This window comes from Exiguobacterium sp. R-39 (genome assembly GCF_049942815.1).
Lineage (GTDB): Bacteria > Bacillota > Bacilli > Exiguobacteriales > Exiguobacteriaceae > Exiguobacterium_A.
Map to the genome: position 1 here is coordinate 1745214 of NZ_CP187965.1, position 15838 is coordinate 1761051.

16 protein-coding genes are annotated in these 15838 nt (G+C 44.2%); 7 read left to right on the forward strand and 9 right to left on the reverse strand.

Features of this window, described 5'->3' with window-relative positions; genetic code table 11:
• Positions 1–34 precede the first annotated feature (34 nt).
• Together ACP26N_RS09265 and ACP26N_RS09270 are read left to right on the forward strand one after the other, a co-directional pair.
• On the forward strand, positions 35–733 hold the full coding sequence (locus ACP26N_RS09265) for a queuosine precursor transporter (RefSeq protein WP_131502496.1): 699 nt from the start codon (positions 35–37) through the stop codon (positions 731–733).
• A 73-nt stretch (positions 734–806) separates the two neighbouring features.
• On the forward strand, positions 807–1172 hold the full coding sequence (locus ACP26N_RS09270) for a PilZ domain-containing protein (protein WP_255508321.1): 366 nt from the start codon (positions 807–809) through the stop codon (positions 1170–1172).
• Positions 1173–1310: 138 nt separating this feature from the next.
• Here the strand turns inward: ACP26N_RS09270 and ACP26N_RS09275 are convergent, their stop codons facing one another.
• Positions 1311–2984: a glycoside hydrolase family 13 protein gene (locus ACP26N_RS09275; RefSeq protein ID WP_131972555.1), complete on the reverse strand. Its 1674-nt coding sequence runs from the start codon at positions 2982–2984 to the stop codon at positions 1311–1313.
• A gap of 210 nt (positions 2985–3194) precedes the next feature.
• On the opposite strand from ACP26N_RS09275, the gene ACP26N_RS09280 reads away from it, so the two are divergent.
• Genes ACP26N_RS09280 through ACP26N_RS09290 form a run of 3 tightly spaced genes read left to right on the forward strand, consistent with a single transcriptional unit; the run spans position 3195 to position 5147 of the window.
• On the forward strand, positions 3195–3812 hold the full coding sequence (locus tag ACP26N_RS09280; protein WP_131502499.1) for a hypothetical protein: 618 nt from the start codon (positions 3195–3197) through the stop codon (positions 3810–3812).
• A gap of 58 nt (positions 3813–3870) precedes the next feature.
• Positions 3871–4665 carry a thymidylate synthase gene (locus tag ACP26N_RS09285; protein WP_131502500.1) on the forward strand — a complete coding sequence of 265 codons (795 nt, stop codon included), beginning with the start codon at positions 3871–3873 and terminating at the stop codon, positions 4663–4665.
• A complete protein-coding gene (locus tag ACP26N_RS09290; protein ID WP_131972553.1) occupies positions 4662–5147 on the forward strand; it encodes a dihydrofolate reductase in 486 nt (161 codons plus the stop codon). Before ACP26N_RS09285 ends, ACP26N_RS09290 begins: the two co-directional genes overlap by 4 nt.
• 67 nt (positions 5148–5214) lie before the next feature.
• Here ACP26N_RS09290 and ACP26N_RS09295 read toward each other — a convergent pair whose 3' ends face one another.
• Positions 5215–6735, reverse strand: a complete 1521-nt coding sequence (locus ACP26N_RS09295) for a diguanylate cyclase (RefSeq protein ID WP_188004469.1) — start codon at positions 6733–6735, stop codon at positions 5215–5217.
• Positions 6736–6813: 78 nt separating this feature from the next.
• Complete coding sequence (fumC, locus tag ACP26N_RS09300; RefSeq protein ID WP_426353624.1) at positions 6814–8208, reverse strand: class II fumarate hydratase; 1395 nt, start codon at positions 8206–8208, stop codon at positions 6814–6816.
• 116 nt (positions 8209–8324) lie between these two features.
• Here fumC and ACP26N_RS09305 point away from each other — a divergent pair, with 116 nt between their 5' ends.
• Positions 8325–9641, forward strand: coding sequence for a hemolysin family protein (locus tag ACP26N_RS09305; RefSeq protein ID WP_214854322.1), 1317 nt, complete (start codon positions 8325–8327; stop codon positions 9639–9641).
• Positions 9642–9676: 35 nt separating this feature from the next.
• Here the strand turns inward: ACP26N_RS09305 and ACP26N_RS09310 are convergent, their stop codons facing one another.
• Genes ACP26N_RS09310 through ACP26N_RS09320 form a run of 3 tightly spaced genes read right to left on the reverse strand, consistent with a single transcriptional unit; the run spans position 9677 to position 12226 of the window.
• Positions 9677–10072 carry a ribonuclease HI family protein gene (locus ACP26N_RS09310; RefSeq protein WP_114595601.1) on the reverse strand — a complete coding sequence of 132 codons (396 nt, stop codon included), beginning with the start codon at positions 10070–10072 and terminating at the stop codon, positions 9677–9679.
• Positions 10065–11024: a CobW family GTP-binding protein gene (locus ACP26N_RS09315; RefSeq protein WP_165871609.1), complete on the reverse strand. Its 960-nt coding sequence runs from the start codon at positions 11022–11024 to the stop codon at positions 10065–10067. The genes ACP26N_RS09310 and ACP26N_RS09315 overlap by 8 nt, the downstream gene beginning before the upstream one ends.
• Before the next feature lie 11 nt (positions 11025–11035).
• Positions 11036–12226, reverse strand: a complete 1191-nt coding sequence (locus ACP26N_RS09320) for an HD domain-containing protein (RefSeq protein ID WP_165871608.1) — start codon at positions 12224–12226, stop codon at positions 11036–11038.
• 147 nt (positions 12227–12373) lie between these two features.
• Between ACP26N_RS09320 and ACP26N_RS09325 the strand changes: the two genes are divergently transcribed.
• Complete coding sequence (locus ACP26N_RS09325; RefSeq protein ID WP_131502507.1) at positions 12374–12856, forward strand: hypothetical protein; 483 nt, start codon at positions 12374–12376, stop codon at positions 12854–12856.
• A 258-nt stretch (positions 12857–13114) separates the two neighbouring features.
• On the opposite strand, the gene ACP26N_RS09330 is transcribed toward ACP26N_RS09325, so the two are convergent.
• From ACP26N_RS09330 to ACP26N_RS09340, 3 genes are read right to left on the reverse strand one after another with little or no spacing between them, the layout of a single operon-like run.
• Positions 13115–13696 carry a deoxycytidylate deaminase gene (locus ACP26N_RS09330; protein ID WP_165871607.1) on the reverse strand — a complete coding sequence of 194 codons (582 nt, stop codon included), beginning with the start codon at positions 13694–13696 and terminating at the stop codon, positions 13115–13117.
• 52 nt (positions 13697–13748) lie between these two features.
• On the reverse strand, positions 13749–14969 hold the full coding sequence (locus ACP26N_RS09335) for a toxic anion resistance protein (RefSeq protein WP_131502509.1): 1221 nt from the start codon (positions 14967–14969) through the stop codon (positions 13749–13751).
• Positions 14956–15702, reverse strand: a complete 747-nt coding sequence (locus tag ACP26N_RS09340; protein WP_131972549.1) for a 5-bromo-4-chloroindolyl phosphate hydrolysis family protein — start codon at positions 15700–15702, stop codon at positions 14956–14958. Before ACP26N_RS09340 ends, ACP26N_RS09335 begins: the two co-directional genes overlap by 14 nt.
• Positions 15703–15838 lie beyond the last annotated feature (136 nt).

Here is a 15838-nt window from a genome sequence, read left to right on the forward strand (position 1 = left end):
TTTTGGATTGTATGATTCAGAAAGGAGTTCTCACATGAACGAATGGTTATGGTTTCCTTCCATCTTACTTACGATGGGATTGTTATTACTCAGTTATCGTCTGTTTGGTAAAACCGGTTTGATGATGTGGATTGCCATCGCAACGATTATTGCCAATATCCAAGTCACACAACAAGTTGAACTTTATTCTTATATTTTCACATTAGGGAACGTCGTATACGGAAGTTGTTATTTGGCTACCGACATCTTAAATGAAAAGTACGGAAAAAAAGTAGCGCGGCAAGGCGTCTACATGGGATTTTTCTCATTGATCACGACAACGTTATTGATGCAATACAGCTTATTGTACACACCACTTAATGACACCCTGGCGAAAGACATGTCGAGTTCTTTGAACCTGTTATTTGGTTTACTTCCTTGGATTGCGCTTGGTAGTTTGTCTGCCTACCTGGTATCACAATTGTTTGATGTCTTTATCTATTCAAAAATCCGTCAAAAGACGGGGGAAAAGAAACTTTGGTTACGGACAACCGGATCGACTGTCCTCAGCCAATTGATTGATACGTTGACGTTTTGTGCGATTGCCTTTCACAACTTACCATTTGATATTTGGTGGCAGATTTTCATTACCACTTATCTCGCTAAATTCGTCATTGCCTGGGTCGCCACTCCTTTCATGTATCTTGCTAAAAGGATTCACCCGACCACTCCATCTAAAGATTTAGCAGCTTGATACAATCACCTTCCTGATTTTCAACATTTCGCTAGAAGATTGTCCTCTTTTAACGGATAATGGAAATCAGGAGGTGTTCATCTTGAAGATCAAACGCAACGAATCTTTCCGGTTTCATTTTGATGAACCGGTTGCTGGTGAATTTTATCTTGTCAAAGGTGGACAACGGACGCCGATTGGATCGATGAATATTCATAATATCTCACCTAGTGGCATGGCGATTGCAACACCGCTGAAGCTGCCGATTGACCGTTCGATGTCGATTGTCGTCGAATTTTCTCTTATACGTGGTCTCGAACCATTGAAGCTGAACGGACGGATTTTGCATGAAAAATGGCTCGATTCCCAGCGTTTGTATGGCATACGACTCGAAACAACTAAAGATGAGCAACAGCAGATTATCGATACGATTAAACAAGTCGTCAAAGCGACCTCTTGAATGTCGTGTATTTTACTTAGAGTAGAAGTTCGTGACTTTTCTTTAATCGAAAGAATGGACTTCAACAACCAAAAACAAGGATGGCGGATTTCATGTCCGCCATCCTTGTTTTTTTCCTTGTTTACATGCTGTTCTTTTTTACCGGAATATTCGGTAGACGATTGCTTCATATGGCCGAAGGACCAACTCTTCTTTCGAGACCAACGGAGAGTCGTTGTAATTTCCGATGACTGAATCAGAGGTATCGTGTGAAAGGGGAACGGTTACTTTGTCTTTACTAAATGAGCAGTAAACGTACCATGTTTCATTTTCATATGTTCTTGTATAGGCATAGATATCGGTCTCATCTTCTAAAATCAACGCATATTCGCCGTATACGATTAAATCGTGCTGATGACGTAACGCAATCAGCTGTTTATAGTAATAGAAGGTTGAATCAGAATCTGCTAAGGCCTGTTCGACGTTAATGGATGGATAATTCGGATTAACCTTCAACCAGGGTGTTCCTGTCGTAAAACCGCCGTGCTCGGTCGCATCCCATTGAATCGGTGTCCGGGCATTATCCCGCCCCTTGATGTGGATAGCACGCAATAACTCTGCCGGTGAAGCCCCCTGCTCGGTCCGCTCTTTCCACATATTGCGGATTTCGATATCCTCATATTCCTCAATCGATTCAAAGGCAACGTTCGTCATGCCGATTTCTTCCCCTTGGTAAATGTAAGGTGTTCCTTTTAACATGTGAAGCAATGTCGCTAACATTTTAGCGGATTCAACACGATACGTCGTATCGTCTCCGAATCGACTGACGACCCGCGGCTGATCATGGTTATTCCAGTACAACGAGTTCCAGCCTTTCTCATGTAAGGCAACTTGCCACTTCGTAAAGTTTTCTTTTAGCTTTTGAAGATTGAACGGTTGGACATCCCATTTGCCTCCTGGACCGGAATCCAAGTCCATATGTTCAAATGTAAAGACCATGTTGACTTCTTTCCGTTCCGGATCCGTATACAGGATCGCATCTTCGGTCGTCGCTCCTGGCATTTCCCCGACCGTCAATACATCATACTGACCAAACGATGCATCATTCATCTCTGTTAAAAATTCATGAATTCTTGGTCCATTAATATAATGTTGTCCGCCGTCTCCATATAGAGCACCGGGAGGAACCGTCGCATCCGGAAGACCGGGTGTCTTCGAGATTAAATTGATGACGTCCATCCGGAAGCCGTCAATCCCGCGATCCAACCAGCGGGTGATCATCTGATACACTTCTTGACGGAGTTTTTCATTTTCCCAGTTGAGGTCGGGCTGTTTTTTAGAAAACAGATGTAAAAAATATTCGTTTGTCGTTTCATCTAATTCCCAAGCCGGTCCGGAAAAAATCGATCCCCAGTTGTTCGGCAACGTACCGTCTTCGTTGGCACTTCTCCAAATGTAATAATCGCGATACGGGTTGTCCTTGCTTTTCCGTGACTCGGCAAACCAGGCATGCTCGTCCGAGGAATGGTTGACTACGAGATCCATTACGATTTTGATGCCCCGCTCATGCGCCTGATCGAGTAGACGATCAAAGTCCGCCATCGTTCCAAACTCGGCCATGATGGCTTCATAATCCCGAATATCATATCCATTGTCATCGTTTGGTGAGTCGTAGACAGGGCTCAGCCAAATGACATCAATTCCAAGTTCTTTTAAGTAATCCAATTTTTCAATGATACCGACAAGATCTCCAATTCCGTCTCCATTGGAATCCTTAAAACTACGCGGATAAATTTGATAGACTACACTGTCATGCCACCATTTTCGTTCCATATGATTGATCGACTCCTCTTGTGAACATTTTATGCAAGCGATTGCACTCATCAATAAAGCGCTTCCATTTATTTCATCGTTAGCGTATCACGAATATTGTAACCAGTACAAGAGGATTCCCTTATCCGGATTCCGGTATACTGGAACTAGCGTTTTACGTTTGAATTTTTCCGATAGAGGAAAATGATTTAAGAGAGGAGGCGTACCAACATGTACCGTCGTTATTTATTGTTTCTAGTCTGGGCTGTTGCCATTGTCTTCATTCTACTATTTGGGAATAACAGAGTTTTTCCTTCCGGTTTTCTTTTGTCCTTTTTACGGTTTGATCAAAGCCAGTTCGATACGTCTGCACTCAGTTTATTTACATTACTTGGCATCTATCCAGCCGCCTTTTTCATGCTCTTTTTAGATGAAAAACGGTTCTTAAAACCTTCACCGATGTTAGCAAGTTTTGGCGCATTTGCGTTAGGATCATTTATCCTCATGCCGTATCTAGCTCTCGCCATCCCGCGTCAAACGTTTTTGCCGTTTCGACGTCGGAAGTTCATCCCTTACGTTGTCGCACTGCTAGCTGTTCTGTCAGCCGTCATCATCTGGTTAGCTTTAGCACGTTCAGACTGGGCCATTTTCCAAGTCTATTTCATGACAAATCAATTCGTTCGGACGATGACTGTCGATTTGGTGATGTTTTATATTTTACAGCTGTTCATGTTACACAGAATACGGGCGCGACAAGACGGACGCCTTGGCTGGCGGGATATCGTACCGTTGTTTGGCCTGTTCAGTCACTTGTTCCGGCTTCACCTTCCAACTTCTTCCAACAGTTGATTCAATCCAGGATGTTCGGCTACAATAGGAAGATAGCTTTAATAGGGGGACATTATTCATGAAACAGTATCATCAACTTTGTCAGGAAATCTTAACGAACGGCATCAAAAAAGAAGATCGGACGGGAACCGGGACCATCAGTATTTTTGGTCATCAAATGCGGTTCCCTTTACAGGATGGTTTTCCGATGATAACGACGAAAAAGTTACATATGAAGTCCATCATTCATGAATTGATTTGGTTTATCTCCGGTGAAACCAACATCTCCTACCTGCAAGAACATGGAGTCCGCATCTGGAATGAGTGGGCGGACGAAGATGGCAATCTCGGACCGGTCTATGGTGCCCAGTGGCGTTCTTTCCCTAAACCGGACGGCACGACAGTCGATCAATTAGCAGATGTCATTGAACAGATCAAAGTGAATCCGGACTCGCGTCGTTTAATTGTCAGCGCTTGGAATCCTGGTCAATTGGAAGAAATGGCTTTACCGCCTTGCCATTTGCTGTTCCAATTTTATGTGGCGGATGGAAAACTATCTTGTCAGCTTTATCAGCGGTCAGCAGATGTCTTCTTGGGTGTACCGTTCAATATTGCTTCCTATGCCTTATTGACCCATATGATTGCCCATGTGTGTAAACTTGAGGTCGGCGATTTTGTTCATACTTTAGGTGACGCCCATATTTATTCGAATCACTTGGATCAAGTCAATCTCCAATTGAGCCGGAATCCAAAACCTTTGCCGACGATTCGTTTTGCCCGGGAAGTGGAACGTATTGAAGATTTTACGTTTGACGATATCATCATTGAAGGATATGATCCCGATCCGCATATTAAAGGAGTCGTCGCCGTATGATTTCGCATATCGTTGCCTATACAAAAAACCGGGTCATTGGTCGGGATAACGAGATGCCCTGGCATCTCCCCGCTGATTTGGCCCATTTCAAGAAAACGACTTACGGCAAACCGGTCATCATGGGCCGAAAAACATTTCTGTCAATCGGACGTCCATTACCGGGTCGCGAAAATATTGTCATTACGCGTGATCCAAATTTCCATTCAGAAGGAATCACCATCTGGCATGATTTAGACGGACTGGCTGCTTTCGCGGAGTCGGAAGAGGAAGTCTTTTTGATTGGCGGTGGTGAACTGTTCCAACAAACACTGTCACTTACCAAGCGGATTTATGCGACGGAAATCGATGCCATCATTGAAGGGGATGTTTATTATCCCGAGATCCCGGTTGACTTCGTTTGTTTGTCCGAGATGTTTCATCCGGTTGATCCACAACATTCAGAAGCTTTTACGATCAAACAGTTTGATCGTCCTCTCCGTTAACATTCTTTTGTTTTCAAAAGACACCTCGACTTCTATAAAGTCGAGGTGTCTTTTTAGTATACTGCCGTTACGGAAGACGAATCACCCATTGTCGAATTTGCTCTTCTAATTGATGTGGATCGAGAGGAGACAAACAATAATCTGTAACGCCTCGTTCAAGCGCTTGACCAAGCAATTGATTTTCTTCGCCGGCAATCGCAATCACGTCAATGATTTGGTCACGTGTCTGCTTCCATTCATCGACAAGCTTAAAATTTGATGCTGCCAGTTCTTCAAGCGGCATGACATACAATTGAATCGCGCCAACTGTTTTTTGATTGTCCGCCACGAGATCAAAATCATATTTCGGATGGCTCGGGATTTCCATCAGCGAAAGAGATGGAAGAATCGACTTTTCGATTTTAATGACGGCTTTCACTTTCTCTTTTTCAGTTGCCATTGCATAGACGATAACCTGATTTCTCCCATTTCGCTTGGCTTGATACAGCGCTTCGTCCGCTTCCGATGTCATTTCCTCCAAATCCAGCATTACATCATCAATGACTGTTAATCCGATGGAAACCGTCACTTTCAATCCATTTGGAAATGTATGACGTTCAATCCGTGCCCGAACTTTCTCCATCATTTCTGTAGCATGATTCGAATCATCCGCACTAAACAACACCATGAATTCTTCTCCACCAAAACGAATCAATTCGTCGTCTTGTCGAAGAGCTTGTTTCGTCAAGGCAGCCAGTTCGGTCAACACAAGATCCCCCGTTGGATGACCATGTGAATCATTGATCCGTTTAAAGTGATCTAAATCAAAGATGGCAAGGGCAAAAAATTGACCATCACGTTCTAACCGGGATGTCCGTCTCCGGTAAGCATTTTGGAGGTATTTCCGGTTAAAGGCTCCTGTCAATTCATCGACTAACATCGACGAAGAAACTGTCCGTAGTTTTCGGAGCAAACGCTTCAGACGAATTTTACGTTCATCGATTCCGACGGTTTCATCCCAATAGTCGTCTGTCCCGAGCGCATAACAAGCTTGACGGACACCCGGGTCATTTGGACCAATCAAAATCAGGGGAATAAACGATGCTTCTAATTTTTTAAACAACTTCACAATCAATGCGTCATTCGTCATTCGGATGATTTCGTAGTCGATCAACATCGCATCGACATGCAAATCGTATCCGACTTCCAATGTATCTTCGATGGATCCAAAGAAACGGGTCATGTATCGTTCTTGTTCCAGTGCTTTTTTCCACTGAATATTATCTAAAAACCGTTTTGTGACCGAAAGAATCATTTCTTTCCGGACGACTTTTTTCCGTCCCCGTTCTGATAGATGATCGATGACCGGTGCGAGTAGTGTCACGATCTGTTCATGCGGCACTTCTTCTACCACACTGTCCAACTCACTCACCCAGCGAGCAGTCTGCCGTTCGAAAAATTCTGCTTGATCGTGTTCGCTAAACCGGTTAAGCCACTGTGCGAAAACAAGCAACTCCGATTTTGGAACAGAATCCATCCGGAGTAAGCGTTCGACCATGAGAATCGTTTGATCGATTTGTTTTTCAATTTGTTTTTTTGTTGTTTCCACAAGTCTTCCCTCTCTTTCTATACAGCCGAAATCATCCGTTCGACTGAAAAGAAAACGAGGGAGGACCCTCGTTTTCGATTATGCCTTTAGGTTAGGATGGACCATCTCTGCTGGAACGATCCACTGGTCATACTGTTCTTCTGTCAACAAATCGGTTGCAAGCGCAGCCTCTTTTAAAGTTGTACCCTCTTTATGAGCAGCTTTAGCAATCCGAGCTGCATTTTCATAGCCGATATGCGGATTCAGTGCCGTGACAAGCATCAGCGACCGTTCGACGTTCTCGGCAATGACCGTCCGTTCCGGCTCGATTCCAATCGCACAATGGTCATTAAAGGACTGAAGAGCGTCCGTTAATAAACGAACCGATTGGATGTAGTTATACATGATGACCGGTTTAAAGACATTTAATTCAAAGTTCCCTTGGCTTGCTGCAAAACCGATTGTCGCATCATTCCCGAGAACTTGAGCGGCAACCATTGTCAGCGCTTCACTTTGTGTCGGGTTGACCTTTCCAGGCATGATTGAACTTCCCGGTTCATTTTCCGGTATCGTGATTTCACCAATTCCCGCACGGGGACCCGATGCCAACCAGCGGACATCATTGGCGATTTTCATCGCATCCATCGCCAGGGCCTTGATGGCGCCATGGGAAAAGACAAGTTGATCATGACTTGTTAAGGCATGGAACTTATTTTCTGCGCTGACGAATGATTTCCCGGTTTCTTGACTCATTTTTTCAGCCGCCCGGTCTCCGAATTCTGGATGGGCATTGATTCCGGTTCCAACTGCAGTCCCGCCAATGGCTAGCTCCGTCAATGGCTCTAACGTCAACTCAATCATCTTTTTCGAAAGCTGTAACATACGGACCCAACCACTGACTTCTTGTCCCAGTGTGATTGGTGTTGCGTCCTGTAAATGTGTCCGTCCAATTTTGACGATGTCTGAGAAGGCTTTTGCTTTCTCATCGAGCGTCGCATGGATGGCATCAATCGCTGGTAACAGTTGATCGATGACAATCGTTTTCGCTGCGATATGCATCGCGGTCGGATATGTATCGTTCGAACTCTGTGATTTGTTGACATCGTCATTCGGATGAATGACTTGCTTGCTTCCCCGTTCGGCAAGTTTTCGTGTCGCGACCCGTGCGACGACTTCATTGACGTTCATGTTCGACTGTGTACCTGATCCGGTTTGCCAAACGACCAGTGGAAATTCTGCGTCGAATTGTCCGGCGATGATTTCGTCACATACTTCAGCAATCACTTCGGCTTTCTCTTGATCCAGGACACCTAAATCACGATTGGCTAAAGCCGCCCCTTTTTTGAGAACCGCAAATGCCCGAATGATTTCAATCGGCATTTTTTCTGTTCCAATCTTAAAGTTTTCCAGGCTCCGTTGTGTTTGTGCTCCCCATTCTTGTGTTTCCGGGACACGAATTTCCCCCATCGTGTCGTGTTCTAAACGGTATTCCATGCTAATTTCCCCCTTTATCTGCTGATACATTAATAGTTTAACGGAAACCGTGACGAATGGGAATGATAGAGGCCAGTTTGGGGAATAGTTTGTTATCGAAAAGGAGTGAATGCTTGATGTGGTTGATTAATTTAATGATTGTCCTGCTGTTGATTTTAGCAAACGGTGTGTTCGCGATGACAGAGCTCGCCTTGTTATCTTCGAAGAAATCAAAACTACAGCAATATGCCGATGAAGGAAAAAAATCGGCTCAAGTCGCACTGGACTTTTTAGAACGTCCAACAGATTTACTATCGACGGTTCAAGTCGGTATAACCTTGATTGGCATCATCAACGGAGCATTTGGCGGTGCTGCATTATCCGCCCCTTTGATTAGCTGGCTGTCGGGCTTTTCATGGCTGGCTCCTTATGCCAGTACGGTCGGCTATATCGTGGTCGTCACCATCATCACCTATTTATCGCTGGTTGTCGGTGAACTGGTCCCGAAACGGATCGCCCTTGTCAGTCCGGAGCGTGTCACGATGGTCTTGGCACAACCGATGCGCTTATTCTCGAGTATTTTAAGACCGTTTATCTTCATCTTAAGTAAATCAACAAGTGTTATTTTTCGGATGATCGGACTTGATCGTCTTCAAACGGAAGACGAGACGGAAGATGAGGTCAAACAATTACTGATTCGCGGGACGAAAGAAGGAACGTTCGCCATGTCAGAAGCAGAACAGGTCTCTCGGGTATTTGCCTTTCATGATCAGTTAGCGTATGAATTAATGGAACCGCGTACGGTAACGGAATGGATTGACTTAACGGACTCACCGGAACAAATCTTAGCAGATTTACGGACTGCAAAACACCGGAATCTTCCCGTCGGTCACGGTGATTTGGATCACTTTGTCGGATACATCGATGCGAAGGAAATCCTGGCTGCCGAGCAACCGATTGCTGTGATCGAGTCGATGATTCATACACCGCTCATTGTCCCGAAACAATTGCAAGCGACCGTCCTGCTCGAACGAATGCGAAAAGAAACGGTTTCGATTGCCTTTGTGCTCGACGAGTATGGCGGCTTTTTGGGGATGATTACGCTGTTTGATATTCTCGAAGCATTTGTCGGTGAAATTACAACTGTTGAAGAGGAGCCGGAACTGGTGCAACGTACGGATGGATCTTACCTGGCGGATGGATTGTTGCATATTGATGACCTAAAGCGTGTTCTTGGTATCAAAACAGATTTACCGGGCGAAGCAAAAAATACGTATCATACGGTGGCTGGACTAGTCTTATATCTGCTCGGCGAATTTCCGGTCCGGGGAAGTCATGTCACGAGCGACGGCTACCGTTTTGAAGTCGTCGACTTGGACGGTCGACGGATTGATCAAATCTTAATCGAACGACTGGAGGAACCTGTCGACGATATATCCCTACCAAAAAGCTGACCGGGTCATAGATCCGATCAGCTTTTTGGTTGATGTTAATATTCATTTAACGCGTCTTTTGCCACACGATCGGCTTTGTTTTCTGATCGTGGAATCCACTTGACGAAAGCAAGCGGTAAACGGGAAAATCGCTCAAATGCCGGATCAAAATAGATTTGAATCCGTTTGTTTTTAGCAAATTCGCGTTCGACCGCCAACGAAACTGCTTCTGAATCCGTTCGGAAAGAAAATACACTTTCCCCTTGTGCCAATAATTCTTCTGCTAATTCGACGGCTTTTAAAAACGCCTGAAATTCAGCTTCATGATTATTCTCAGCCGTAATTCTAAACGTCCGTTCGATGACCTGACCTTCTGAATTTTTGCAAAAAATCCCGACTGCCGCATCATCATTCGAGGGACGGACTGCTCCGTCAAAATATAACTCAACCATGTTCTCTCGCCGCCTTTATACCTTTTCGAATCGCTTGTTCATCTAAATTTTTTCCGATGAAGACCAGCGTTGTTTGTTTCAATCCTTCAAATTCACCACGTGTTGCCGTTCCGTAAATCATGCCTGTTCCTTGTAAAATGATTTTCCGATTCGTATCCGAGAAATGAATGATTCCTTTATAACGATATAAATCTTCCGCATACGCTTCGAGAATTTCCCGAAGAACGGCACCAAAGCGTTGCCGGTGCAACGGGAATTGTTCTGTAATCGTCAACGCGGTGAAGGACTCCGCTGCTTTCTGCATACCGTCTGTTTGTTGTGCCAGCCGCTCTTCTTCCTGCTTCGGGAAATGAAACGTTTCGAATAACTGTTGAATCGGCGTGTCCGATTCGATCGTCGGTAGAATCAATGCCGTTGGATTTAGTTCCGATAACCGTTTGGCTGCCACCGTGACCTCGTCCGCCGAAATCAAATCGGTTTTATTTAACAACAAAGTGTCTGCAAAGCCGATTTGACGGACATTTTCTTCAAACGTCAATTGCCGTTCCAGTTGATAGGCATCGACGACTGTAATGACACTCGAGATGTGATACTGTTGCTCGACTGCCGGTTCAAAGTAAAACGTCTGTAAGATAGGACCCGGATCGGCAATCCCTGTCGTTTCGACAATCAAACGGTCAAAGACCATCTCACCGTCCCGTCTTTTTTTAGCAATACGGAGCAACGCATCCCGCAAATCACCACGAATGGAACAGCAGATACAGCCGTTTGTGAGTTCAATGACTTCCTCGTCACTGCGTTCGATTAGCGCCTCATCGATGTTTACGGCACCTACTTCGTTGACAAGTAAAGCCACTTTTTCAATCGGACTCGCAACAATCCGGTTCAATAATGTTGTTTTCCCTGCCCCTAAAAAGCCGGTTACGAGGGTTGTTTGAATTCGTGCTGACATGTGTTCACTCCTTAAGTTAACTGCGACTGCCGCCATTTTTCTTTTCGTGCATCCAGTAAGTCGATGGCATGTAAATACCAGGCGTCTGTCGTCTGCGGGGTGACGCTTGATCCCCACTCTTTTTTGCCATGATGCGATAAAATCATATGCATCAACCGGTGGTACTGATCAACCGGAAGTCGGACAGCTTCTGTTTGTAGCGCTTGTTCCAGAACAAAACATCCATATGGCATATGTCCCATTAACACACCGTTCGGATCTAAAGCAATACCGGACAGTTTTTCATCGACCGGTTCCGCTTGGACCAAACGGGAAAAACGGTCATCGCTCGCTCCGAGATGGGTATATTCAAAGATTTTTCCAATATCATGCAACAAAATCCCCAACAGTAATTCATCCTGGTGTGGACGTTCGTTCAACAAGGCAATCGAACGTGCAGCCTGATACAAGGCATCAAAACTGTCATCCCAGGCAAACTGACGCATATCCCGTTCACCCGCCTGGAACAAGTCGTTTTTATGATCCGCTTCGGCTTCTTGAATACATTGTAAGAGCGTCAAGTCCGGCCGTTCCGATTGACAGATTCCAAAACCAATCGTCATCATACAAGCCGTATGTTTCAACAATCCGCCAATATAGGCATGGTGATGATACAATGCCGCCGGGCGGGTCGAAAAATCTTCCCAATATGTCGATAAAACACGGTGTGCCACTTGTCGAAGCGGCGCCTGCATCTCGTCGATCAGACCAATTAATTGATTACGATAGTCACGTGCAGATTCACCGGCAGGCATTTGCGGTAAAAATGCCGTACCGGATTGATCGTGAACGGCTTTCACCCGCTGGACGGTTAATGACTTGTTGCCGGAATCAGCGGGATATTCTTCGACTTTGGCAGAGACATGCACGATACCGGTCTCAAGATAAGGACGCATCGCCTCTTCCGCTGTCACTTGGTTCAACCATTGTTTTCCTTTACATGCACCACTTGGAGAGTTGAAGGTAAATTGTAACCATTCACGACCTGTCTGGCTCGTTTTAATTTCAGCCGATGCGACAAGTAGGGTTTCTTCTACCTGTTCTCCCGGAACATGATTGGAAATCAGAAAGCCTGATGTCGTCTCCGTTCCTTCGAGTGGATAGTCTTGTCCGCTATAAACCGGCATCTCATGCTCTGGAATGGCTTTAAATAATCGAATCATCGTCAACACTCCTCTCATTTACTCTGCCTTTCATGATAACAAATCTTTTCTGTTCCTGCATATGTTAAAACATTCATTGTAAGCGCTTCATTTATGATTTAAAATGACAAGTGAAGACAAATTATCCATGATAAGGAGGAATGCCGGATGATTTTTTCATTATCGACTTGTTATGACATGGTTCAAGATTCAGCATCGGAGCCGAATCCATCTACCGTAACACGTGAACAACTTCGCCAAGCCGTCTCTGTTTATGATCCGCTTGTTCTGAAGGAACCTTGTTTGTTACACCAACTCATATATCGAGAAATGGTCTTAGCATGTCAACAGGTTGAAGCACTTGGTTTATCGCTTGATGCTACTCCTGTTAAGCTATTGATTATATCCTCATTTAATCCGGGAGCGGGTTTCGGTGCGGATGAAATCAATCAGATGTCCTATACAACATTAAAACGGCAACTCGCAACGAACGATGTCGTTTTCTCGCGGTTCATCCAACAACTGTTTCTTCATCAAACACAACCGGACATTCTCTGCCAACGTTTGCTGACGGTGTTAGCCGGCGCGACAGCGAAAAAGGCGCTCATTCGAGCCGAGCGGCTTCAAACTTCTTGGTCTATTCTGCAGTAATCATACAAAAAGTCCTGACTCAAATGAGTCAGGACTTTTTTTCAACGACCTGGCATTCCAGCTCCTTGATAGACAATTCTAATGAAAATGCGGCATTCCGCTTCGTCATATTCTATATACATCATTGCAGAATATTGGAAATATGTCAATTTATTTTTCAAAAAAAGTGGGACAACTTCGTCTGAAGTTATCCCGAATGGAAGAGTGAATAATTACCATGGCAATGCTTAATTTCATAATACAATGTGATGGAAGCGTTTACAAGTCTTTATCGAAAATTCTTTCAAGAAAATATTCTTCTGTTAAGGGACGATGAAGCACTTCAATCCCGCTTTGACGCATGAGTGTTAATCCATCCCCATATTCATATCCTGTCGAATAAACAACACGGTCGATTTTTGAAGCAATCAAAGCTAAACTGCAGGCATGGCATGGACTGTGGGTTACGTATGCTGTCGCATGACGGGCACTGGTCGAATCTGCCGCCAGTTTTCCGAGTGCATTGATTTCAGCGTGAATCTCATTCATCTTCGACCACTCATGGTGTTCTTCCTGATTGTCACAGCGGTGAAACATTTGACCGTTATGTACGATAGACAAGTCAGGATGCTTTTGACTTTGTCCTTCTGCTGCGGATTTATAAAGAATGTTATCTTGTTTTAAATACATTTCATTGCAGTTCATGTGTCCACTCGGTGTTCCGTTGATTCCGATTGAAATGGGTTTTTCATCCTTGACGATGACACAGGCAACGGATTTTGAAGCACATTTCGAATGCCGATCCGCCATCATCCGCGCAAACAAAAGCCAGGTCGTATCCCATTGATGTTGTTTTTTCATCATACGTCTCTCCTTTTTAAATAAACCACTAAGGAACACATAAATGTGTTCCTTAGTAAGGACGGTTTGGTAATTCACGATTTTTTGAAGCCACTTCCATGACTTTTTGTTTTAATTCATTTTCCATTCGTTCCAGCTCATGTTCCGCATCACGACGTTTTTGTTTACCGTCCTGTTGAATCCGTAACGTTTCGTCCAACGTTTCAATCAGATTTTGATGCGCCACTTTCAAGGATTCGACCGATACGATTCCTTTTTCATTTTCTTCTGCAATCTCGATGGAAGAATCTTTTAGAAGCCGCGAATTTTGTTCCAGTAATTGATTGGTCGTATTCGTGACGTCTTTCTGCATCTGCAAGGCAGTTTTTTGCCGTGATAGACTCAGCGAAAGCACCACTTGGTTTTTCCAGAGTGGAATCGTATTAACGACCGCCGATTCAATCTTTTCTGCTAAGATTTGATTGTTTTGCTGAATTACACGAATTTGCGGAGCCATTTGTAAACTGATTGTCCGCGATAGTTTTAAATCGTGAATTTTCTTTTCGAATCGATCGGCAAGCTGAATCATATCATTCAACTCCTGTAACCGGGTCTGATCCTGTGACCGTTCGACTTCCATCCGTAACGGTTCGATTTCATGTTCTCTGACGTGTGCGATTTTTGTTTCCCCTGCTGCAATGTAGAGATTCAATTCTTCGAAGTATCGTTTGTTTTTTTGATACATTTGATCAAGCAACGTAATATCTTTCATCAGACCAAATTTGGACCGATCCAGATTATGGACGACTTCTTCCAGATAAGCACTCATTTTTTCATACTGTAAAAAGTACGTTTCTGCTTTTTTCTTCGCCCGACCGATGACCGGAACATTTGACCAGAAACTTTTCTTTTCCTGTAACGTGTCAGGATCCATCTGACGCACCCGCTGCATTAAATCCGACAACAGCTTCCCGGCATCACCGCCGTCTTTCATTTTCACTTCACTCAACACTTGATCTGAAAACTGTGACAATTCGCGTTGAACCGGTGCTCCGTACTGCATGACGGCATCTGATTTTTTTAAATCGATGACTTGAAGTAACCGTTCAATTTTTTGGCGTTGTTCGACCGGAACGTCGCTTGGAATCATGTCTTCAACCGGACGGACCGGTACAGAGGGTTGGGATGAAGTTTCCGCAAGATTTAAATCAACGGACGGATCTGAAATCGTCGGTTGTGTCGTTGATTCTTCCTCCGGCCATTGTTGCCAGCTATTGTTATCAGAATGGGTCATGTTTATAACTCTCCTCCTGTTTTCGTTGTTCTGACTCTTGTGCCAAAACCTTTTCAATCGTCAACAATTCACGTTCTAAATCTACCGTATCGCCTTCCAACAACAGTGTTTGCTGTTGTTTTAGTTTTTCAGCGATGAGTTTTAGGTTGGATTGTAATTGTTCTCGTGTCTCCATTTGAACTTGCGCCCCTCGTCGTTCGAGGTCCGCAAATTTTTCTGAAATCGAGAGCAGGGAATCTAAATAGAATGTAAAGAAATCACGGACTTTTTTGACTTCACGCGGCGCTGTAAATAGTTCTTCAAACAAGACATGGGCTTCACGGGAAACGATCCGCATCTCGGACCGGATTTCACTATCACGAATCGTCGGAATGATTTGATCAAAGGATTGAAGTTTGACGAATCCTTCTTCGACTGTTCGTTGTAAGACCTGAAGCTCTAAGTCATCCGTTTCATCAAATCTGCGTGTTGCTTGTTCTGGTTTTAAGATGACACTTCCGACAAACTCGTCTTCGTCATCCAGTAACAGTTTCTTTTTAACGTTTTTTCGTTTTAACTCCGTTGATTTCCGTTCAGTCCGATACCGCTTTCCCGGTTTAGCGCGATAACCGCTCCAGATGAACCAGAGACCTAATGCAATGAAGATACCGGAAAAATTCAAGGCATCCGCCACTTGAAGAAATACGAACATCAGACCGATTGATCCAAGGACCCACCATGTAGAAGGCTTCATTTCATCACCACCCCTTTTGATTGTTTCTTCTATCTGTCTTCAAGTTAGTTATTTATTACTTATATCTTACCATTACGAATCATATAACAAAAAGTTTCCCGTTTTAGCGAAATGTTAGTCCTCTGTATTTCTTATT

Coding starts and splice junctions, on each gene's coding strand:
- ACP26N_RS09325 (WP_131502507.1), top strand. CDS start 12,374: ATGATTTTTTCATTATCGACTTGTTATGACATGGTTCAAGATTCAGCA.
- ACP26N_RS09290 (WP_131972553.1), top strand. CDS start 4,662: ATGATTTCGCATATCGTTGCCTATACAAAAAACCGGGTCATTGGTCGG.
- ACP26N_RS09280 (WP_131502499.1), top strand. CDS start 3,195: ATGTACCGTCGTTATTTATTGTTTCTAGTCTGGGCTGTTGCCATTGTC.
- ACP26N_RS09310 (WP_114595601.1), bottom strand. CDS start 10,072: ATGGTTGAGTTATATTTTGACGGAGCAGTCCGTCCCTCGAATGATGAT.
- ACP26N_RS09340 (WP_131972549.1), bottom strand. CDS start 15,702: ATGAAGCCTTCTACATGGTGGGTCCTTGGATCAATCGGTCTGATGTTC.
- ACP26N_RS09285 (WP_131502500.1), top strand. CDS start 3,871: ATGAAACAGTATCATCAACTTTGTCAGGAAATCTTAACGAACGGCATC.
- fumC (WP_426353624.1), bottom strand. CDS start 8,208: ATGGAATACCGTTTAGAACACGACACGATGGGGGAAATTCGTGTCCCG.
- ACP26N_RS09320 (WP_165871608.1), bottom strand. CDS start 12,226: ATGATTCGATTATTTAAAGCCATTCCAGAGCATGAGATGCCGGTTTAT.
- ACP26N_RS09330 (WP_165871607.1), bottom strand. CDS start 13,696: ATGAAAAAACAACATCAATGGGATACGACCTGGCTTTTGTTTGCGCGG.
- ACP26N_RS09265 (WP_131502496.1), top strand. CDS start 35: ATGAACGAATGGTTATGGTTTCCTTCCATCTTACTTACGATGGGATTG.
- ACP26N_RS09315 (WP_165871609.1), bottom strand. CDS start 11,024: ATGTCAGCACGAATTCAAACAACCCTCGTAACCGGCTTTTTAGGGGCA.
- ACP26N_RS09335 (WP_131502509.1), bottom strand. CDS start 14,969: ATGACCCATTCTGATAACAATAGCTGGCAACAATGGCCGGAGGAAGAA.
- ACP26N_RS09275 (WP_131972555.1), bottom strand. CDS start 2,984: ATGGAACGAAAATGGTGGCATGACAGTGTAGTCTATCAAATTTATCCG.
- ACP26N_RS09305 (WP_214854322.1), top strand. CDS start 8,325: ATGTGGTTGATTAATTTAATGATTGTCCTGCTGTTGATTTTAGCAAAC.